Here is a 19116-nt window from a genome sequence, read left to right as displayed (position 1 = left end):
CGTGCAGGAGCGTGGTGAACACGGCTTCCGGTTCGCGGGACAGTCCCTCACCGGAGATCAGGATTTCGGGCAACTGCTGTTCGCCGGCTTGCCAACGAAGGGCAGCGAAGTGACCCCACTTCATGCCCTGACTCGGCTTGGTGGGAGAGCCAGAGCCGACCACCAGAACAGCGGCCGGAACTTCGGAGTGCTGGTCGCGGATCGCGGACCAGGCGGCTTCCAGTGCGCCGACGAGAGCGGCGGTGGAGATGTCGTTTTGACACGTACGTGTCATGTCGGTGATCTCGACAGCGGTGGTCATGCGGCCCTCCAGGTGGTTGGGGCGGCGGCGAGGGGGCTGGTCGGACGAGCCAGGTCACGGGGCCGAGCGGTCGGCCGCAGGTCGGCGGCGGTGGTGTCGGTGGTGTCCGTGAAGACGGCGGTGGTCCGCCGGTTCGCGCGGGCGGTGTACATGGCGAGGTCGGCGTGGTGCAGCCAGACCGTGGCGGGGTGGGCCGGGTGGGCCAGGACCGCGCCGAGGGTCGCGCCGACGGCCAGGGTTCGGCGGTCGTAGGTGACCGGGGTGGTCAGCCGGGTGTGGATGTGGGTGAGCCAGTCGGCAAGCCAGGTGTCGGCGTCGTCGCGCCGGGTGGCGGGGCCGGTGGTGATGAGGGCGAATTCGTCGCCGCCGAGGCGGGCGCAGATGCCGGCGGGTCCGGCGATGCCGGTCAACCGTTGGGCGACGGTGGTGAGGATGTGGTCCCCGGCGTCGTGGCCGTGGGTGTCGTTGACCTTCTTGAAGCCGACCAAGTCGACCAGGACGACCGCGACGGGTCGGCCGCTGTTGTGGGCGGTGGTGATGAACGAGTCGGTGGCAGCGGTGAGGCCGGCGCGGTTGTGGATGCCGGTCAGCGGGTCGTGACAGGCGGCGTGCCGGACGGTGGCGAGTTCAGCCCGCAGGCTGTGCCGGGCGGTGAGGTAGCCGGCGGTGGCGGCGGCGCTGATGGCGCTGGCGGTGGCCAGGGCGCGCAGTCGGGGAGTCATCGGGTCACCTCCGGGAGGGCGGTCGACAGGCGCTTGCCGGTCAGGTCCATGAGCTGGTTGGGGGTGAGCGCGTCGATCGCGCCGGGGATCTCGTGGCGGCGGCGACGCAGCAGAGGCCGCACGACGGCGGCGCTCGGGCACAGCGGTGCCTTCTCGCTGTAGGGGTGACCGCAGGTAGGGCAGGTCAGCGGAACCGGCAGAGTGGCCGGGGTGTGTGCGGCCCAGATGGTGACGAGCTGGGCGACGGTGACGCCCATGCCAGCGGTCACAAGCCGGCGATCCAGACGGGCGCTCACTGCGCTGCCCGCCAGACGAGGAACCCGGCGCGGGTCGGCAGCCGTTCCTGGCTGTACTCGTGTTCGGCGTAGGTTTCGAGCTGGTCTTCGGTGGCGTGGGTCCAGTCGTAGTCATCGGCGCAGGCGCGCAGGATGTCCAGGACATCGGCAAGGGTTTGGGAGGCGTCGTCGTTCCAGTCCGCGACGATCACGGTGTAGGAGTCCGACACCGGGCTGTCGAAGTGGGGCTCGGTCGAGTGCCCGCCCTGGCGGAGGAAGTCGGCCAGGCAGATGGCGGTGGTGTCCCAGAGGTTGACGGCGGCACCGTCGCCGCAGTACCGGTCCTCGATCGCGACGGGACGGCCGTAGACGGCCATGGCGATGGCACCGAGGGTGCAGGCCGGTGGGAACGCAGGGTTCTCGGCCAGTTCGTAGGGGTCGCCCTGGGTCCAGCCTCGGATCTCCAGGTAGCGGGCGGCGCAGCGCAGGATGTCGGCCGGGGTCAGGTCGGCCAGCGCGCCGGGGGTGGTGGGCTGTTTTTGGGTAGGGTTCATGGCGGCCACGTCCTTTCGTGGGCGGTGGTTGGGTCGACAGACCGGGCAGCTTTCTCAGGGCCTTGGCCGGTCTGTCGGCCGCTTCTATCGGTGGTGCAGGTGGAGCCGAAGAGTCACCCGTTGCCGGCCGTCGGTGGCGGCGGTGGGTGCGGAGCGGAAGACGAGCGCGCCCGACTGGCGGGCGACGGCGGTGAGTGCGGCGATGTCTTCGCCGTCACCGATGAGCACGAGGTCCAGGACCCGGGCCGGGACAGCGGTCCGGGTCTTCATGCCGCGATCTTCGCGGCGGACTCGGCGGGGGCGACGAGGCCGCTACGGCGGCGGGTCCAGGTGGCGTAGTCGGCGACGCGGATGATGTCGGCGTCGGTCATGTAGGCGGCCTTCACGCGGTTGGGGATGCCGCCTTCGGCGATGAGGTAGCCCTCGCCCTGGTTGTTCGGGTCGATGCTGTTGGACGAGAAGCCGCGGGCGTACCAGCCGTGTCCGAGGACGATGTCGGAGGACACGTCGTTGGTGCAGCGGCCGGCGAACCGCCACGCGAACAGGTCCCGCAGTGACGGCGGGATGATGTCCGAGGACGGGCGCTGGGTGGCGGCGGCGACGATGATGCCGACGGCGCGGCCACGGGCGACGATGTCGCGCAGCAGCGCGGCGAACAGGTCCTGGTCTTTCTTGTCTCCGGCGGTGGCGGAGAAGTAGGCGATTTCGTCGCAGGCCACGAGGATCTGACCGAACAGGTCGTTCGGGCCGATCTTCCGGCGGCGGTGCGACAGCAGGAACGAGTACCGGTTGTCCATCACGGTCTGGACGCGGCGAAGGGTGCGGATGGCGTGGTCGATGTCGGGGCCGACGAACACGTCGGCGGCGTCCTTCCACAGACCGAGTTCGACCTGCTTGCCGTCGAGCAGGCACAACCTGACGTCCGGGCACAGCGCGGCGTGTCCGACGATGGTGTTGAGCAGCGAAGATTTGCCCGCGCCGGGTTCACCGCCGATGAGGATGTTGCGGTAGATCATCGGCAGGTAGGCCGGGTGGCCGAACTCGTCGATGCCGAGGAAGACCGGGTCGAAGATAGACAGGCCCGCGCCGACCGGCACGGTCTGCGGCGCGTCTGGCTGCGGGGGCAGTTCGATGGTGTCCGTGAGGTCCATGGATGGCTCCCGGGGTCGGTTGACACCTACGTGTCAAAAGCGGGTGGGGGATGGGTGAGGCGCGGACACTTGACCCGTCAGGGGTGCCTGGTCCGCGCCGTCCCGGTGGTTAGGCGTAGTCGGAGGGGTCGAACCCGTTCGGGCTCGCGGTAGTGGTGGTGGGGTTGCGCGGCTTGCGCTGGCGGGGGGTGTCGGTCGATGCGATGACCGGCACGTCGGGCACGTCGGGCAGGTCCAGGCCGACAGGCGGCATGCCCGGTGAGGTGGGGGCGTTGGCCGGGATGTCCGTGGGGACGTAGTCCGGCAGCGGCGACACAACGGTGTGCGCCAAGGGTTCGCGACGGGTGATGTCCAGCCGGATGAACGCGGCGTACTTGCGGCCGGCGCGCATGACGCGGACCTCGTTGGCCCAGCACGCCACCGCGAGCTTTTGCACCTGCCCGTCCTGCTCCAGATCCCGCAGAGACAGCCCCGGGCGCAGCCACACCCAGACCCGTTCACCGGCCGGGGTCGGCTTGGCGAGCAGGATCAGCGGGAGTGAGCCGTGCCGGTTGGTGGCGATGAACGCCGCGAAGCACAGCCGCAGCCGGTGCCGCACGATCAGGCACCACATCCAGGCCATGACCCGACGGCGCACAGGTGCGATCGCGGCGGGGACGCCGACGACCAGGGCGACGATGAGCAGCGAGCCCCACAGCGGGGTCGACTGCATCAGCGTGGTCCAGCCGTAGACGACGGCCAGGCCGAGCAGGATCTCTGGCAGCCAGTGCCAGAAGACCCGCAGGACCGGCCACGCCACGATCAGCGCGAACAGCACCGCGCCGAGGACAGCGCCGAGGACGACGCCGAGCAGGCCACCCAGGATCGGGTGCATGTACTCAGAGGCCACCGTGGCGGCCAGCAGGCCCACCACGCCGAGGGTGACCCAGAACGCGATGGTGGCCCGACGACGGTACGAGCGGGCAACCGGCGCTTCGATGACAGTGACGTTGTTGCCCCCACGGTTCGACCAGCCGAACGGGGACCTCTGGCTAGACTTGGACACGACAAGTCCTCCCTAGTAGGGACCTTGTTGGACAGGACGCGGGGTCGCAGACGACGCCAATCAACGGCGACCCCGTGTCCACCTCTTCGCTTGCGTGGAGCCGAACAGGAACACCGGCCGCTAGACGGCGGCGGTCTCCATCGCGGTCAGCGCCGAAGCCCGGAACGCCACACCGGAGCGGACCTTGCCGTCACGGTCGTTGACCCAGGGCAGCGCCTCCAGGTCCATCGGCACCACCGGCTGACGAACAGCCACCGCCGGCATCACCGGGCTGACCACCGTCACGTTGATGACCTCCGCGCTTCCCTCCGACAAGGCGTAGAGCTGCACCGCCCACATCGGCTGCTTCGTCTCCCGGTCGAACTTCTGCTGACCCGTCTGGTCCAGCTTCGGAACCGGGTTCACCGCGACCTCGTACGACACCCGCGAGGTGTCCAGCAGCAGACGTCCCATGACTGACTCCCTTCAACTAGGGCTCGCTCACCTTGAGCGATCGCCCGTGTTCGATGGGATCAGCGTAGCCCGTACAAAAGTACGTGTCTAGTACTTCAGTACGGGTCATCGATTAGAATCTTGGTACGAAGAAGGGCGCCCCGCTGTGGGACGCCCTTCGGTGCAGCTCGGAACGTGTGACGGTAGCTAGGCCACTCCTACGCGGCGAGCCAAGGCTGCCAGTCGGTCGGAGGGGGTGGGTTCCATCCGTACAAGGTCGGAAACCATCGTTTCGACCACCGGGTGTCCCTTAACCTGCTCCGGGGTCAGTGCCTCGGCTTGCTCAAGTGCATCGACCGCCTCAGAGACCCTGCGACGCTGAGTCCAGGCGCGTGCCACGTACATGAGGAGCCGAGCCTGCCGCTCGGACGATAGGCCGGACGAGTCGATCCGCTCCGCCGTCCGGAGCGCAGAACCGGCGTCGCCGAGTTCGACTGCCACTGCGACCTCGTGTAGCTGGACATTCGTGGGGCCAAACTCGGTCTCGTAATCGTTGCGGTCGACCCCTAGGAGCTGAGCTGCCTCTCGCGCTACTCCAAGATACTCGTGAGCCCGCTGGTCATCTCCCATCCGCGCAGAGGCCACAGCCAGTTGCAGATTCAGCGCGCCGAACAGCGACACGGCCGCCGGCTTGTCCGCCGATACCTCGGACTCAAGCGCTGCCGCAGACGACGATGCAGCGCTTATGACCTGCTCAAATTGCCGCCCGCCCTGAAACACCAGCGCAAGGCGGAACGTTCCAGCGGCGACCAGCAGCGGGTCTCCGACCTGCTCCGCAACGAGCAACGCCCGATCGATTGCGACCCAGGCCGCCTCATGCTGACCAAGCTTCGACAGTGCAGCTGAGAGGGCGTGATATACCGACGCTAGCTCGGTGAGGTACGTCTTTCGCGCCTCGCCTTTGGCGGATCGTGTTGCTCTCTCCAGATCCGGCAGTAGGCCCCGCAGCAACTCGGCCAGGTCCTCGTAACGGGCGGCATGCGCGTATGTCCAGCACAGATCGGCTCGCTCGGCTGTCTGCGGCAGGGGAAGCTCCCGGTCCTTGCCTAGGATCGCGGCCATGAGGTAGCTGGTACTTAGCACCGAGCGTAGGGCGGCAGCCGCCGAGGGAACCTCAGCGCTCTCCGGATCCGCAGTGCCCGGGGCCAGTTCGGCCATCGGGATCCCGAGGGCACCCGCAATCCGCTCCAAGATGGAAACCCGGTCAATCGAACGCACCCCGCGCTCGACCTGGGAAAGCCAAGCCTCAGACCGGCCGATCATCTCGGCAAACTCACGCTGAGAGAGTCCACGCTTTTGCCGCCGCGTAGCTATAAGTCGACCTTGCTCGTTGCTGTCAGGCATTCAGTGAACCGATACCCTTGCTGGGTCCGACCGTTAGAAACTCAACCCGCGTGTCCTGCGTGTACGGTTCGCGCTCCTTGTGGAAGCGGATCACGTGAGGTTGCACTTCGTGCGCCTCGAATGCTTCTCGGTCCGCGTAGCACTCGTAGAAGACTCGGGCAAGAGGTTCCCCCTCGACAGAGTGCGTCGCGTAAATCAGCGTTCCTGGTTCGCGGGCACGGATTTCAATCCCTGTCTCTGCGACAAGCGCGTCAAACGCCTTCACGCTCTCTTCGTCTTTCAGATTGAAGCGCACTACCAATGCGAACATGCAGCCACCCTTCCTGCTCAACCGAGAGTTACGGCTTGCGTACGCAACTCTAGCCGTACTCTTGTTCGGCCACCCGTATTCTATTACGGATCTGTCCGGCAGGGTAGCCGGTGGTCAGTTGAGCGCTCTGAGGCGAGTAGCACCTGTGTGAGAACTTTCTGTACGGGATCAAGGCGGCCCGCTTCGCAGGCCGCTCGCGCCGCCGACCAGGGGCCGACCGACACCGGTCGCCGATCGGGGACCCCGCGCCCTTAGCGCAAGCGCACGGGCGCACCCCGAACGGTTGCAGCCCCGCCGGCGGCGCGACATACGAAGAAGCCCCGGGCCGCCATGAGGTGATGGCAGATCCGGGGCTTCGGTACTGAAGGCGACGACCAGGGCGTGCCTCCGGCGGGGCGCTCGGGCGCTCTGGGATGGTTGGCGCCATCCCAACAACCTCCGTCCGGGCGGAGCCGAGCAGGTGTGGCCTGCCCGGTCAAGGTCGTTCAGACAGTGGGGTGCTCCACCTTGACCGGGCAGGCCACACCCACTCCACAATGTGCGGACGAAGGCCGACGGGATGACTTGAGGGCGCAGACTAAAGGGGTCGGGCGGAGCGAATCGGATCGGCCTAGTCCTAGAACGTCTGAGTTGATCCTATTCCGAGGATTCGAGTATGCGTCAATCGTCGTAACCATACCCTCGGTTGCCTAGAGTAGTGGGGTTTCGCTCTCCAAAGCGTCGCATCACCCGTAATGCCTCCCGCTGATTTTGTGCGCCGTCAGTCAGCACGTATGCCTGAAGGACGGCGATAGCGCTACGGCGGTATGACTTGTGCTTTGAAGCGATCCTTTCAACGGATATGATGCCGGCTGTTTGCACTACCCGAGAATCATCTGACATCTTGTCCGCTGCTGAGTCGAACTGAGAATTTAGGCGATCTGTTTCAGAATTAAAATGGCTTCGAAAGGATAGAAGAAGTGCGCCCGCGCCGGCTGTGCCGGCGAACAACGTGATACCGGTTTTGACGGCATCGAACCTCAATTGGGCTGCCGCATCCTTCGGCGCGTTAGATGCCTCTCTGAACATCAACCATGTAGCCAACAACGTGAATCCGAGTGCAACGCAGACAGTCAGTGAGATTAGCAGCCATGGCACCGGCTTGATGCCCCTATGGATTTGCACCCGCCGCCAGATGTAGTACACGAGCAGCAATCCGACGGTCGCTATCATGGCCAGTTGCTGGCGGGTGGTAAGCAGGCTGTCGATGGATTCCTTGCCTTCCACATACCATTTCTCGCCCGTAGCTACGGCTGAATTCCAATTGTTGTACCCACAGCAAAGGATGACGATTGCGATCACCCAGAAGGCTAGCCCGTAGCGTGCGCCCTGGCTCCGGTCGTCGCTCAGCCAGTCGAGAAACCCAAAGATTCGCGACTCCCAAGGAGAGTCGTCATCGGTCTCCTCATCAGGCCCGTCGCCATCATCGTCTGCGCGATCCGTCGGGTCCCCGTGGTCCTGGTCTTCGGCTTCGCTCGTCACGTGGTCAGTGGCAGTGATTCCCACCCGTGCCGTCAAGACCTTTGGCGGAAATATTACTTAGCACGGAGTGGTACGACTGCATCGGTACTCTTCGCACTCATGGCATCCCGCAGCAAGCCGAGCCTCTGGCGGTATTGGGGGTACGGCGTCCTGGCTGTGCTCCTCCTATCCCTTGGTAGCAACGCGATCGGTCCTGGCATCTACGCGGTTCTCGTCGGCCTCTTGATCCTCTTCGTGCTGTTCCAGGCACCGGTGTACTGCGGCGCGATCAACCGGAAGCGCGGCGGCGCTGTTGAGTTCTGCCGCAACAACTCAACTGGCCTGGTCATGGGCTGTCACCTTAGACAGCACAAGTGGCAGAAGTTCGGGCGTGACTGGTGGTCTCTCGGCTGGCGCGAGAAGTCGAAGGGCATCTGGACCGGGGCCTCCGCGAAGCTGGCGACGGTCAGTGGCCTCGTCGGCACGGTCACCGGGATCATTGGGGTTTTCAAGTAGGTGCGGCCTGCCGGGCGGGCCGGAGGCAGCGGTATGGTCGGCAAGATCGTCGGGCACAGATCCGGCACAACTGAGGCCGAGAAGAGCTGTAAACGGCTGTCAGACAACGGAAGACTTCGCCCAGTTCGGCGCGTCGATCCGGCCGGCTCGTCATGATCCATCTGGCACGAGAGGGATTCAGGGTTCGAGTCCCCGAAGGCTTCGTTCGGAGTTCAAGATCATGCCGTGTCCGGGCCGTCCAACGAGAGCCAACGACGACCATCGTTGACCATCCACACCAGGCGTAGCAGCAGCTCAAAGCCGCAGTCGTCCGGTTTGATCGAATACGCCCCCGGACGAGATCAATACCGCTGGAAGTAGCAGCGCCCTGTCGATGGGCGTAGGTGTGGGCGGATGGTGACAGACCATGGTGCGGCATCATCGGCAGGCGTTGGGGGTAAAAGCCGTCGATGCGCTTACATCCCGGTGAGCCCGAAGCCGTTGGCTGGCGGCTGGTGACCCTGTCCGACGCCGTCCGGCAGTTACGCGACGCATCACCAGATGTCGCCGGACGCCCGCGGGTGATCGCGATCGACGGCCGAGGTGGTGCGGGTAAGACGACCCTGGCTGAGAAGCTGCGCACGGTGGAGTCCAACTCCGCCATCGTGCACACCGACGACGTCGCCTGGAACCACGCCTATTTCGACTGGGGCGCCGTACTCGCCGAGAACATCCTGCAACCCCTGCACCGAGGGGAGCCGGTGAACTTCCGTCCCGATGCCTGGAACAGCCACGATCGCGCTGGATCGATCACCATCCCTGCCGGCGCTGACGTCGTCTGGGTCGAAGGCACCGGCATCATCCGCGAGGAACTTGGCCCGTGGTTGGACGCCTCGGTGTACATACAGGGCGATCTTGATGAACAAAAGCGCTTGCTGGTCGCTCGCGACGGCGACTCTGCCGAACAGCAGGAGCACGTGACGAACTGGCTGCGGGAGGAACTGCCTTTCATGCTGCGAGAACGACCGTGGTCCCGAGCCACCCTGATCGTCGCCGGCACTTCGGCTCTTGACCACAACCCGGACACCGAACTGGTCGTAGCCGCACCGATCAGCCTTTAGCACGCTTACTCAAGATCGGATGGTGGCATCCAGCGAGGCGGGGTGCGGCTCGTCCTGCCAGCGGTAGAGGTCGCGCAGCAGGGAGATCTCGGCGCCGTGATGGATCAGCTCCCTGTTGACGTGCAGGACGATGCCCTCCATGGGAAACCGCTCGGGACCCACCGTGGGCGGATTCTCCAGGTCGGCGTCCGAGAGCTCGCGGACCCCCGCGTTCCATCTCCCGTACATCTCGTCGAGCTGTCTCAGCGCCTCGTCAGCGGTCCCCGCGTAGGCGAACGTTAGGGAGTCGACGTCCTGGCCGCCGAAGTGCCATCCGACCCGATAGCCCAGGCAGGAGACGATGATGTGCGCCAGCCGCCAGGCAATCGTGGTCACCGGTGCCGGCACCGGGTCAGGGGACGCGGAGTCCATCGTCCATTCCCCCGAACCTGCCGACATCGGTGCGGCCGACGTGCCACGTGGGCGGATGCTCCAGCAGCCACGCACCGGCTCCCAGAAGTACTCCTCGTCGGCAAGACCGTGCAGCCGCGGCCGCAGGTTCTTGTGCCAGTGCCGGTCCAACTGGTCCGCGATCCGCTCGCTCCTAGCCATTGCCGCAGATTACATACAGGCGGCGATTGGTCGGTTCCTGGACGCAGGCGCATCAGGCCGCCATGCCGTCACGGGCGTCGACGGTGATCGTTGGCCCGTAGGGTGTCCTGATGTCGACGGTGAACCTGCGGCGATCGGCGCGTGCGGTCGTCGTCGATGAGGACGACCAGGTTCTGCTGCTCCGACTCGCCATCCCCGATCCGGCTGGCACGATCGCCGTTTGGATCACTCCCGGGGGTGGCGTCGAAGACGGCGAGACGCCGCTGGCCGCCCTGCGGCGAGAGCTGCGCGAAGAGGTCGGTCTTGCTCTCGATGTCGACCCGCCTCAGGTCTGGCGCCAAGAGATAGTCGCCGCCGGGTTCGCACCCGGCCACGATGGCGTCGTGAACGACTACTTCCTCGTTCGGACCGCGTCGTTCACGCCGCGCGGTGCGATGAGCGACGAAGAACTCGCCGCCGAGCACGTCATCGGCTGGCGTTGGTGGTCGCTGTCAGAGATCAGGGAGTACGCCGGCCCGGAACTGTTCTCGCCCCGCGATCTCGCCACGCCGTTGACCGAATTGATCAATGGCGGAGTACCAACCCAGCCCGTCGCGCTCGGCCTGTGAACCACACCCCTGCCGGACCGGTTGTGGCGCACACCCGTAGTCACCTACGACTTTAGGTAGATCGCTCCGAAGTAAGATTGGATCTAGCTTCGGGAGGTCGATGTTCGTCGGTCGGCGCACGGAACTCGACCTGCTCGACGAACTGCGGCGTCACGCCCCGCTGATCCCGGGTTTTCGCCGCCCGGAGTTCTGTGGGTGGGTCAGGCGGGTGGCGTCTGCTGGCGGCGCCGGCGATCGATGTCCTGCTGGATCTCGGGGTCCCACAGGGACGCGTTCCAGTCCTCCGGCTGCGTCTCGATGTCCAGCGGCGGCCGGGCGGGCTGGCTCCTCACCTGTTGGGGCACCTGTCCCGGCCGAGCTTCGTCCATGTCTCGTGGCGGGATGTCCCCCGCAGAGGTGGCCGGGTCAGCGAGCCGGCGCGTGGCTCTGCGGTGGGTGATCACAGCGCCGACGCCGAGCAGGATCGCGGCCGCCGCCCGCACGACGTGAAAGGCGGTCGGGGTCTTCACCGGCAGGAGGTACGACAGGAAGAGGAGCAGAGCACCCGCTCCGATCGCCCAGTGCCGGACCGTCGCCGCAGCGATCGAATGTGCTTCGATGACGCGCTTGGTGACATTCGACCAGGTGAGGAAGGCCGCGAAGAGGGCCAGCGGCCCGGCGATCGACAGGGCGGAGATGACCTTCCCGCTCGGCGGCGTCATCAAGTCGGCGGTCATCGCAGCTCGGACCAACGAGAGCCCGGCGAAGAGCGCTGCCAGCGTCACCAGCGCCCACTGAGCGGCTTGCCAATGCGCGGGTGGCTGGGGTGGTTGCGCGGTTTCGCCGAGGCAGGTGTGCCCCTGCCCAGGATGGTCGAGTTGGCTCCCGCAGATCGAACAATTCATGCTGCACCGTCCCCCGTGCTAGCTGTAGCGACGCGCCAGGCTAGCAGCGCTGTTCGGGGCGCCGGGGGTAGCTGTGTGGAGGGTCAGCCCGTGAGGGCGTCGGCGCGGGTGCCGTGGCGGGCGGGGCGTCGGGACCAGCACTGGGGGCGCTGCCGGACGGCGAGCTCCAGAGCCTGATGGTCGGACTCGATCATTTCCCGGGCTATTCGACGCGCCGTTTCCAGGCGGTCGACGTGCAAATCAAGATCCGTCGGGCCGGCGCCTGCCATCTCGAACTCCTTGTCAGCGTTCGAACTAGTCGCATCATGCTTCACGCCGAGAATCGTCACCATTCCCCGATCGGTGGAAAGCTTCCGCCGTACGGTTCGGTGTCGCGTACCCCGCTTGCGCCGATGGTAGCGGTGGCCGTGCCAACTCGCCCGGAACTGTGAATACCTCGCCTTGCCTGTGGTTTGTACATTGCACGGTGCGCGGATCGGGGGGCGCGACAAGTCCGGTGAGGGATCTTCGTTACGGGAGGACCGCCGTGCAGCATTCGAGCAGGACCGACCCCTTGTTCGTCGCCGTCGAATCAGAGTCGATCACCCGTGCGGATGTCGCCGGGCTCATCGCGGGGAGGCTGGCCGCCGTTCGGGTGCCGGGAATGCTCTCCGCAGCCCGGTGTCAGGCGATCACGGCCGCCCTCGCCGACGCGCCGATGGACCGCTACGACGAGAGCCGGGTCTTTCCCGTCGTCGCCAAGTTCGGCCCGGCCATCAACGATCACCGGTCCACCGGTGAACTCCGCGAGGACTATTGGGACGCGGCCCGGGCGGCCGAGAAGAGCTGGTCGACGCTGGGGCTGGCGGACTCGCCCCGGGACCTCTGCCTGGCCGCGTTCCGAGGGGCCTGGCCGGACGTCGCGGCCGGGCGGCGGCAGGGCCGGGAGATGCACGTCGGCATCGTCCGTGAGATCAACGCGGGGCTCCAGGTGCACTTCGACGACGCGGTCCGGGAGTACGCGGGTCGGCTGCTCGACAGCGAGGTGGTGGCGCAATTGGCGTTCAACATTTACATCCGGGTGCCACCGGCCGGAGGGGAGACCGTGCTGTGGCGGCGGCGCTGGCAGCCGGACGACGAGCCGCTGCGGGTTCCCGGCGGGTACGGCTTCCAGGAGGCGGTGGCCGCCGACACGCAGTCGTTGACGTTGCGCCCCACGCTCGGCGAGGGGTTTCTGTTTGATCCGCGGCAGTACCACACGGTGCGTCCCGCGTCGGATGGCCGACGCATCTCCATAGGATGTTTCGTCGGGCTCACCGACGATGGTCGACTGGCCCTCTGGTCGTAGTGAAGGGCGTTTCCCCATGGTGGACAGAAGCGACGTCGAGGCGGCCGCGGCCCTTGTCGAGGGGCGGGTCCGGGAAACCCCGGTCATCGCTGTCGACGGTGCCGATCTGGGTGTGCCCGGGCAGCTCACCCTCAAGCTGGAGCTGCACCAGCACACCGGCTCGTTCAAGCCGCGTGGCGCGTTCAACCGGATGCTCCAGGGGGCGTTGCCCTCGGCCGGGGTGATCGCCGCGTCGGGTGGCAACCACGGCCTCGCCGTCGCGTACGCGGCCCGGTCGCTGGGCGTGCCGGCGGAGGTCTTCGTGCCGGTCACCGCCTCGCCGGTGAAGGTGCAGCGGTTGGCCGGGTTGGGCGCCCAGGTGCGCCAGGTGGGCCAGCACTACGCCGAGGCGTTGGCGGCGAGCACCCAGCGGGCCGGGGAGACGGGCGCGCTGGTCGTGCACGCGTACGACCAGCCGGAGGTGGTGGCTGGTCAGGGCACCGTCGGCCGGGAGCTGGAGCGGCAGGTGGACGGAATCGACACCGTGCTGGTGGCGGTCGGTGGCGGCGGGTTGGTGTCCGGTATCGCCAGTTGGTTCGGTGGGTCGGTACGCGTCGTCGCGGTCGAGCCCGAGCAGATCCCCACGCTGCACTCGGCTCTCAAGGCGGGTCGGCCGGTCGACATCGAGGTGGGTGGCATCGCCACCGATTCACTGGGTGCTCGGCGGATCGGTGAGATCGCCTTCGACACCGCCCGCCGGACCGAGGTGGTGTCCGTCCTGGTCCGCGACGAGGATCTGGTGCGGGCGCGTCGGCTGCTCTGGTCGGAGCTGCGGGTCGCGGCCGAGTTGGGTGGTGCCGCGGCGCTGGCCGCGCTGGTCGGCGGCGCGTACGTGCCGCAGCCGGGGGAGCGGGTGGCCGTGATCATCTGTGGCGGCAACACCGACCCGAGTGACCTGGGCCCGGTCGCGCCGCACTGATCTTTCAGTCGCCGTCGCGCAGCCGGCGCAGCGCGTGCTCCACCTGGAGGGTGTCCAGGTGGGTGTCGCCGAGGAGCCGCCGGCGGTCGGTCAGCAACTGCTCGTACACCTCGATCGCCGCGTCGACCTGCTCGTCCAGCAGCAGCACCAGGCCCAGGGTGAATCGGATGGCGAGCACCTCGCTGCGGTCGGCGTGCCGGGGTTCGACGGTGGCCAGGGTGGCCCGCAGTTCGGCCTCCGCCTCGGCGAGTCGGCCCTGCGCCTGCATGCACCGGGCCAGCGTGTGCCGCGCCTGCCAGGTCTCCGGTTGGTTGAGCGGCCACAGTCGGTAGCGGACCTCCAGGATGGCGTGCAGCATCTCCTCGGCCTCGGGCGCCCGTTGCTGGGCGAGCACCGCCAGCGCCAGGCTGTGCCGCACGATCATGGTGTCCCAGTGTTCCGGGCCGCGTACCTGGTCCTCGGCGGCGACGATCTGCCGCAGCTCCAACTCGGCCTCCGGCCACTGACGCTGCGCCATGATCGCCTTGGTGAGCTTGTGCCGGCTGGCGAGGGTGTCGGCGTTGTCGCTGCCCAACACCCGGGTACGGTCCGCGATCACCTCGCGGAGCACCCGGTCGGCCATCTCCGGCTGGTTGCGCTCCAACCAGGTGCGGCCCAGCTCGTGGCGCAGCGCCAGCAGCTGCGGCCGGTCCAGGTCGTGGTCGTACGCGGCACAACCGCGCACGATCGGGTCGAGGATGTCGAAGGCCGAGCCCGGTAGGCCGACCGCGATGAGGTAGCGCGCGGTGAGTCGGGTCAGCTCCAGCGCGCGGCGTACCGTCTCGGGGTCGTGCTTGTGTTTCTGCGGCACGAGGTATCCCCGTACGGCCTCGACCAGGTGCGGCACCAGCACGTCCCAGTTGGTCCAGGCCGCCGAGTCGTCCGGGTTCTGCCCCTCGGTGGCGGCGAGCAGCAGCTTCATGACCAGCCCGTGGTAGTCGGCGATCTGCTCCCGGACCTCGTCCCGGTCACGGAACATCGCGTGCACCAGTGGGTGCAGCGAGAGTACGTGTGCGAACGCCGGGTCGGTGACCTCCTCCTGGACGTCGAAGTCGACCAGGGCCAGGTCGCCGATGCCCTCCAGCACCTTCACCCGCTGCCGGCCGGTGAGCCCCTTGAAGAGTGGCGACTCGGCCAGGATGGCCGGCTTGAGCACCACCTCGTAGGGCACCGGGGAGGTGCTCAGGCAGGCCAGCACGTTGAGCAGTGGTCGGCTCTGTTGGAGCTGGCGGCGGGCCAGCAGGTCCAGTGAGATGTCGTCGACCTCGCGGACGATCTCCAGGCCGAGGGACTCGTCGAGGTCGACGTCGGTGGCGTCGCGCGGCGAGCGGAACCGACGCTGCACCGCCGTTCGGTAGTCGGCGAAGGTGGTGATGGTGGACGAGCCGCGCCAGACCGGGCTGGCGTTGACCGACCGCAGGTAGTTGCCGGCGGCGCGCAGGGCGAGGGGCAGCCCGCCCAGCTCCCGGGCGAGTTCCCGGGCGTCGGCCAGGCCGCCGGCCTGGGCGCCGGCCCGGTCGATCAGCACCTGCGCGCCGGCGTCGGCGTCGAGCGGGCGCACCTGATGCAGCATCGACCAGGTGCCCCAGGTCGCCCGGTTGCCATCCCGGCTGGTCACGATGACCATGCCGTCGTCGGCCTCCGGGCTGCGCAGCCAGCCGGTGCCGTCGGCGAGCACTCCGTCGGTGGGGCCCAGGCTGGCGGGCTCGTCCGCGCTGTCGAAGATCAACAGCCAGGGCTGCGCGGCCTGGTTGAGGTAGCGCCACACCAGGTCGGTGGCGCTGATCATTCCGGTCCAGGCCTGGTCGACCTGGGTCTCCGACGCGCCGAGTTGGCTGACCACCTCCCGCATCCCGGAGTTGAGCCGCCCCGCCTGCACCCACCAGACCGTCCGGCCGTCAGCCCGCGCCCGACGGGCGATCTCCAGCGCGACGTGGCTCTTGCCGGACCCGCCCATGCCACACAGGATGTGCACCGAGGGTTGCCCCCCGGCGCCTTCCCCCGGCTGCACGATCTTGTCGATCAGGTCGTCGCGCCCGTGCAGGGGGCTGTCCAGTCGTCCGAGCGGTGGATCGACGGAGACCCGACTCGGCCGGTCGTACGCAGGCCGAGGCACGCCGGCATCCTCGGGTGGAACGTCCGCAGTCAATGCGGTCCCCCTTCGGTGGCGAATTCGCAATGGGCCGGCGACGAAAGATCCTGTCCATCTGGTGGACAGTCGGAGGGATAGCCACCCGCACCATGTCGACCGCAAGCGTATCCACCGCCGTACTGGGTTGCACACTCTCCGTTTAGGCCGCCCGACCGACCGGAATCGGTGCCGGAATTCCCAATCCGCGGTTGATTCCGGCCGATCCGCCGGGCGTGACACTCGACAGGTACATCCACGATGGACTTATGAACTGGTCGCCAATCCAGGACGTCGTCGACTGGGGAACCGTGCCGGACTGGTTCGGCGCGGTCGGCTCCATCGCCAGCGTGCTCTTCGTCTATCTCGGATTGCGGCGCGAAATTCGCGCCCGGCGCAACGACGATCTACGAAGCCGGGCCACCCAGGCGCGTTTGGTGTCGGCGGTGGCCGAGATCCGCGGCACCTCGGTGCTGCGGGTCGCCGTGGCCAACGAGAGTGACGCCCCCGTGCTGGACGTGGTGGTCCTGGCTCGGCTCGTCCCGCCCGACGACCCGGACGCCCCGCCGGTCGGGCTGGCCCCGGCGAAACAGGTCCGTCGGATACCCGGCCGCGACGTGCACGACCTCTTCGTCACCGTCGCGGCGGAGCACCGGCTCCGCCCGGCCGACACCGTTCTGGTCGACCTCACCTTCACCGATCACGACGGCAATCGCTGGCACCGGATCGGTGCCGGTCAACCCGAGCCGGTGGGCTGACCGGAGGAAACGAAACGGTGGTCCGGCGGAAAGACGCTCCGCCGGACCACCGTTTCGGTCGGTCAGATGGGATAGGTGCGGGCGACCGCCAGCATCTCCGAGCTGTGCGACCCGACGACGCCGACGGCCGGCGGCCGGGGGCGGAAGCCGGGCAGCGCCTCCAACCCGTCACTGGCGTCCATCACCCGCAGCGCCACCTGCCCGGCGATCGGCCGCAGCGTCAACGTGACCTCGACACCCTCCGTCGGCGGGGCGTGGAACACCAGCCCGAAACCCCACTTGCCCGCGCGGGGCTCCACCGGCACCGACCGCCCCGCCACCTCGGCGCGCAGCACGGTGGCGGTCGACGTGTCGACGTGCAGGGTGGCGAGCCGGGCCGCCCGCTGCGAGGTGAGCCGCAGCCGCAGCGTGCGTTCCCCACCGGAGGTGGCGTCGGCCACCACCTCCAGCTTCGGCGCCGGCAGGTTCGCCGACTGCGCCGGGCCGGCCCGTAGCTCACCGTCGCCGAGCCCGGGGAAGTCGTCGCCGACGTCGGTCACCCCGTCCACGTAGCCGTCCGTCCACGGCTGGGGATCGGTCTCGTGGCTGAGCCAGCGGGCCTGGCCGGTGTCGGCGTCCATGGCGTACATCAGGTGGGTTGGCGCCGGGTGGGCGGCGTCGAAGCGGTCCACGGCCAGCCCGACCCCGGCGAGCACCACCGCCGCCACGGCGGCGGCGCCGGCCGGTAGCACCGCGAGCCGCCGGGCCCGCAGCGCGAGCAGGCCACGCTGGCCGCCGGCCTGCGGGTGCAGCAGGTCGACCACCGGCAGGGCGACGAGGCCGAGCAGCACCGCGACCAGCGCGGCCACCCCGCCCATGGCCATTCCCAACGCGGGGAAGAGCAGCACCACGGTGGGCAGCAGGATGACCACACCGACGGCCGCGGCGGCCGTCACCGCCACCACCGGCCACGGTCCGGTCTGCCGGGTACGCAGCGCGACCAGCCCGCCGAGGGCGCCGACCAGCGCCGGCAGGGTGGTGAGGTACGCCCCGCCCGGAACCGCCACGGCGAGCAGCACCCCGAGCAGGGCCAGCCAGGCCAGCCCGCCGACCGCGAGCGCTGCCGGGCCGATCCGACGGCGGGTCAGCGCGTACCAGGTGAACAGGATGGCGGCGGCGAGCGCCACGACGGCCAGGCGGTACCAGATCGGCCGGTACGGGTCGAGCAGCTCCGCGTACCCCGGTCGGATCGTGGTGATCGCGAGCCAGAGCAGTTGGGCGGCGATCGGCGCGGCGACGATCGGCACCAGGGTCAGCGCGAAGGCGGCGGCCAGCCGGCCGGTGCTGGCCCGGCCGCTGCGGCGGGTCAGCCAGCCCAGGGCGGCAACCAGGGCCACCGCGAGCAGGGCCAACGGCAGGGTGAGCCAGCCCGGGTACCGGACCAGACCGCCGGGGACGGGGAAGTAGGTGGCGTCGTGCCCGGAGCGCAGGTCGGTCAGGTCGGTACGGCCGAACTCCCGGGCCAGGCCCAACGCGTTGTCCCCGTGCTGCTGGAGGCTGCTCCGGTCCATGGCGGCCGGAGTGTCCAACGGCGTGTGGTAGATCGCCCCGCCGTCGATGTACGCCGAGTTCAGCCCGACGAACTTCTGATCGAGGAAGGCGGTGAAGTCGGTGTCGTTGGGCAGCGCGCGGTAGATCTCCACCGCGAACGAGGTGCCGACCGGGTGTGGGGCGGCCCGGCCGAAGATGTCCACCAGCTTCGCGTTGTTCCGGGACGTCTCGAACATGATCACCGGCCCGGTGGAGCCCCGCGCCTCCAGGTTGAGCACCACCCCACCGTCGGCGGCCAGCGGGTGACTGGCGGCGAACGCGGACGCGCCGCACAGGCACGCCTCCTCGGCGTCGGTCAGCACGAAGACGATGTCGTTACGGGGCCGGGGGCCGGTGGTCAGCGCGCGGGCCACCTCCAGGATGGTCGACGTGCCGGCCGCGTCGTCGTTGCCGCCCGGCCCGGTCTGCACCGAGTCGTAGTGGGCGACCAGGAAGACCCGGCCCGTCGAGTCGGTGCCGGGCAGCCGGGCCACCACGTTGCGGACCCGGGCCAGTGTCGCCCCGCCCGCCGCCCCGCTGAGCTGGCCAGCCTCCGGTGCCACGGTGTCCTGCACCTCGGTCTCCAGGCCCAGCCCCCGCAACTGCTGCTCGAGGTGCGCGCGGACCTGCTCGTTGGCCGGGCTGCCGGCGACGTGCGACCGGGCGGCGATCACCTGGACGTCCTCGTACGCCCGGCCCGCGCTGAAGGCGCCCGCCGGCGCGTCGGCCGGCTTCGGGGCCGGGGTGCGCAGGTCGAGCAGACTGCCGGCGCCGACCGCGGCCAGCGCGACCAGAGCCGCCGCGGCGGCCACGAGCCGCCGACGCGGCCGGGTCAGTGCCCGGTTGGCAGAGAGTACGCCCGGAGTCGGACGGGGCGGCGTGCCCGCCGTGGCCGGGGTGGTGGGTGCGCCCACGTGAGCTCCTCGGGGGGTGGTGGGGCCTGG

At 68.5% G+C, this 19116-nt stretch carries 21 protein-coding genes; 6 read left to right on the top strand and 15 right to left on the bottom strand.

The window, feature by feature from the left end:
• Window positions 1-297 precede the first annotated feature (297 nt).
• The 10 genes from ACIBD9_RS00405 to ACIBD9_RS00360 all read right to left on the bottom strand — a co-directional run bounded on the left by ACIBD9_RS00405 (window position 298) and on the right by ACIBD9_RS00360 (window position 7715).
• A complete protein-coding gene (locus ACIBD9_RS00405) occupies window positions 298-1023 on the bottom strand; it encodes a GGDEF domain-containing protein (RefSeq protein ID WP_396713216.1) in 726 nt (241 codons plus the stop codon).
• Complete coding sequence (locus ACIBD9_RS00400; RefSeq protein ID WP_396713214.1) at window positions 1020-1292, bottom strand: hypothetical protein; 273 nt, start codon at window positions 1290-1292, stop codon at window positions 1020-1022. Before ACIBD9_RS00400 ends, ACIBD9_RS00405 begins: the two co-directional genes overlap by 4 nt.
• Window positions 1293-1315: 23 nt before the next feature.
• Entirely contained in the window at window positions 1316-1852 is a 537-nt protein-coding gene (locus tag ACIBD9_RS00395; protein ID WP_396713212.1) for a hypothetical protein, read from the bottom strand.
• Between the two features lie 84 nt (window positions 1853-1936).
• Window positions 1937-2122, bottom strand: coding sequence for a hypothetical protein (locus ACIBD9_RS00390; RefSeq protein WP_396713210.1), 186 nt, complete (start codon window positions 2120-2122; stop codon window positions 1937-1939).
• The gene (locus tag ACIBD9_RS00385; protein ID WP_396713208.1) at window positions 2119-3003 is read right to left on the bottom strand and encodes an FtsK/SpoIIIE domain-containing protein; all 885 of its coding nucleotides are present in this window, start codon (window positions 3001-3003) and stop codon (window positions 2119-2121) included. Before ACIBD9_RS00385 ends, ACIBD9_RS00390 begins: the two co-directional genes overlap by 4 nt.
• Window positions 3004-3112: 109 nt before the next feature.
• Window positions 3113-4048, bottom strand: coding sequence for a hypothetical protein (locus ACIBD9_RS00380; RefSeq protein ID WP_396713206.1), 936 nt, complete (start codon window positions 4046-4048; stop codon window positions 3113-3115).
• A gap of 120 nt (window positions 4049-4168) precedes the next feature.
• On the bottom strand, window positions 4169-4501 hold the full coding sequence (locus tag ACIBD9_RS00375) for a hypothetical protein (RefSeq protein WP_130406273.1): 333 nt from the start codon (window positions 4499-4501) through the stop codon (window positions 4169-4171).
• Window positions 4502-4687: 186 nt separating this feature from the next.
• On the bottom strand, window positions 4688-5884 hold the full coding sequence (locus ACIBD9_RS00370; protein WP_396713204.1) for a helix-turn-helix domain-containing protein: 1197 nt from the start codon (window positions 5882-5884) through the stop codon (window positions 4688-4690).
• Entirely contained in the window at window positions 5877-6194 is a 318-nt protein-coding gene (locus ACIBD9_RS00365; protein ID WP_396713203.1) for a putative quinol monooxygenase, read from the bottom strand. The genes ACIBD9_RS00370 and ACIBD9_RS00365 overlap by 8 nt, the downstream gene beginning before the upstream one ends.
• 660 nt (window positions 6195-6854) lie before the next feature.
• Window positions 6855-7715 (bottom strand): hypothetical protein, encoded by an 861-nt coding sequence (locus ACIBD9_RS00360; RefSeq protein ID WP_396713201.1) that lies wholly within the window; start codon window positions 7713-7715, stop codon window positions 6855-6857.
• Window positions 7716-7814: 99 nt separating this feature from the next.
• On the opposite strand from ACIBD9_RS00360, the gene ACIBD9_RS00355 reads away from it, so the two are divergent.
• Together ACIBD9_RS00355 and ACIBD9_RS00350 are read left to right on the top strand one after the other, a co-directional pair.
• Window positions 7815-8210, top strand: coding sequence for a hypothetical protein (locus ACIBD9_RS00355; RefSeq protein WP_396688820.1), 396 nt, complete (start codon window positions 7815-7817; stop codon window positions 8208-8210).
• Window positions 8211-8704: 494 nt separating this feature from the next.
• Window positions 8705-9310, top strand: coding sequence for a uridine kinase (locus ACIBD9_RS00350; RefSeq protein WP_396713200.1), 606 nt, complete (start codon window positions 8705-8707; stop codon window positions 9308-9310).
• A gap of 9 nt (window positions 9311-9319) precedes the next feature.
• Here ACIBD9_RS00350 and ACIBD9_RS00345 read toward each other — a convergent pair whose 3' ends face one another.
• Complete coding sequence (locus ACIBD9_RS00345) at window positions 9320-9901, bottom strand: DinB family protein (protein ID WP_396713198.1); 582 nt, start codon at window positions 9899-9901, stop codon at window positions 9320-9322.
• 110 nt (window positions 9902-10011) lie between these two features.
• Between ACIBD9_RS00345 and ACIBD9_RS00340 the strand changes: the two genes are divergently transcribed.
• The gene (locus ACIBD9_RS00340; protein ID WP_396713196.1) at window positions 10012-10509 is read left to right on the top strand and encodes an NUDIX hydrolase; all 498 of its coding nucleotides are present in this window, start codon (window positions 10012-10014) and stop codon (window positions 10507-10509) included.
• 200 nt (window positions 10510-10709) lie between these two features.
• Here ACIBD9_RS00340 and ACIBD9_RS00335 read toward each other — a convergent pair whose 3' ends face one another.
• Together ACIBD9_RS00335 and ACIBD9_RS00330 are read right to left on the bottom strand one after the other, a co-directional pair.
• A complete protein-coding gene (locus tag ACIBD9_RS00335) occupies window positions 10710-11225 on the bottom strand; it encodes a hypothetical protein (protein WP_396713194.1) in 516 nt (171 codons plus the stop codon).
• A gap of 251 nt (window positions 11226-11476) precedes the next feature.
• The gene (locus ACIBD9_RS00330) at window positions 11477-11725 is read right to left on the bottom strand and encodes a hypothetical protein (RefSeq protein WP_396713192.1); all 249 of its coding nucleotides are present in this window, start codon (window positions 11723-11725) and stop codon (window positions 11477-11479) included.
• A gap of 194 nt (window positions 11726-11919) precedes the next feature.
• On the opposite strand from ACIBD9_RS00330, the gene ACIBD9_RS00325 reads away from it, so the two are divergent.
• Both ACIBD9_RS00325 and ACIBD9_RS00320 read left to right on the top strand, forming a co-directional pair.
• Entirely contained in the window at window positions 11920-12720 is an 801-nt protein-coding gene (locus ACIBD9_RS00325; protein ID WP_396713191.1) for a proline hydroxylase, read from the top strand.
• A gap of 16 nt (window positions 12721-12736) precedes the next feature.
• Complete coding sequence (locus ACIBD9_RS00320) at window positions 12737-13678, top strand: threonine/serine dehydratase (protein WP_396713189.1); 942 nt, start codon at window positions 12737-12739, stop codon at window positions 13676-13678.
• 4 nt (window positions 13679-13682) lie between these two features.
• On the opposite strand, the gene ACIBD9_RS00315 is transcribed toward ACIBD9_RS00320, so the two are convergent.
• Window positions 13683-15833, bottom strand: coding sequence for a tetratricopeptide repeat protein (locus ACIBD9_RS00315; RefSeq protein ID WP_396713187.1), 2151 nt, complete (start codon window positions 15831-15833; stop codon window positions 13683-13685).
• A gap of 281 nt (window positions 15834-16114) precedes the next feature.
• Between ACIBD9_RS00315 and ACIBD9_RS00310 the strand changes: the two genes are divergently transcribed.
• Window positions 16115-16603: a hypothetical protein gene (locus ACIBD9_RS00310; RefSeq protein ID WP_396713185.1), complete on the top strand. Its 489-nt coding sequence runs from the start codon at window positions 16115-16117 to the stop codon at window positions 16601-16603.
• Window positions 16604-16665: 62 nt separating this feature from the next.
• Here the strand turns inward: ACIBD9_RS00310 and ACIBD9_RS00305 are convergent, their stop codons facing one another.
• Window positions 16666-19086, bottom strand: a complete 2421-nt coding sequence (locus ACIBD9_RS00305; RefSeq protein WP_396713183.1) for a M28 family peptidase — start codon at window positions 19084-19086, stop codon at window positions 16666-16668.
• Window positions 19087-19116: the final 30 nt, after the last annotated feature.

Source organism: Micromonospora sp. NPDC050784 (assembly GCF_044456765.1).
Classification (GTDB): domain Bacteria; phylum Actinomycetota; class Actinomycetes; order Mycobacteriales; family Micromonosporaceae; genus Micromonospora; species Micromonospora foliorum.
The sequence above is the reverse complement of the archived record's forward strand: the minus strand, read 5'-3'. Positions and strand labels throughout refer to the sequence as shown.

Coding starts and splice junctions, on each gene's coding strand:
- ACIBD9_RS00405 (WP_396713216.1), bottom strand. CDS start 1,023: ATGACTCCCCGACTGCGCGCCCTGGCCACCGCCAGCGCCATCAGCGCC.
- ACIBD9_RS00395 (WP_396713212.1), bottom strand. CDS start 1,852: ATGAACCCTACCCAAAAACAGCCCACCACCCCCGGCGCGCTGGCCGAC.
- ACIBD9_RS00390 (WP_396713210.1), bottom strand. CDS start 2,122: ATGAAGACCCGGACCGCTGTCCCGGCCCGGGTCCTGGACCTCGTGCTC.
- ACIBD9_RS00385 (WP_396713208.1), bottom strand. CDS start 3,003: ATGGACCTCACGGACACCATCGAACTGCCCCCGCAGCCAGACGCGCCG.
- ACIBD9_RS00375 (WP_130406273.1), bottom strand. CDS start 4,501: ATGGGACGTCTGCTGCTGGACACCTCGCGGGTGTCGTACGAGGTCGCG.
- ACIBD9_RS00370 (WP_396713204.1), bottom strand. CDS start 5,884: ATGCCTGACAGCAACGAGCAAGGTCGACTTATAGCTACGCGGCGGCAA.
- ACIBD9_RS00365 (WP_396713203.1), bottom strand. CDS start 6,194: ATGTTCGCATTGGTAGTGCGCTTCAATCTGAAAGACGAAGAGAGCGTG.
- ACIBD9_RS00355 (WP_396688820.1), top strand. CDS start 7,815: ATGGCATCCCGCAGCAAGCCGAGCCTCTGGCGGTATTGGGGGTACGGC.
- ACIBD9_RS00345 (WP_396713198.1), bottom strand. CDS start 9,901: ATGGCTAGGAGCGAGCGGATCGCGGACCAGTTGGACCGGCACTGGCAC.
- ACIBD9_RS00340 (WP_396713196.1), top strand. CDS start 10,012: ATGTCGACGGTGAACCTGCGGCGATCGGCGCGTGCGGTCGTCGTCGAT.
- ACIBD9_RS00335 (WP_396713194.1), bottom strand. CDS start 11,225: ATGACCGCCGACTTGATGACGCCGCCGAGCGGGAAGGTCATCTCCGCC.
- ACIBD9_RS00330 (WP_396713192.1), bottom strand. CDS start 11,725: ATGGTGACGATTCTCGGCGTGAAGCATGATGCGACTAGTTCGAACGCT.
- ACIBD9_RS00320 (WP_396713189.1), top strand. CDS start 12,737: ATGGTGGACAGAAGCGACGTCGAGGCGGCCGCGGCCCTTGTCGAGGGG.
- ACIBD9_RS00310 (WP_396713185.1), top strand. CDS start 16,115: ATGAACTGGTCGCCAATCCAGGACGTCGTCGACTGGGGAACCGTGCCG.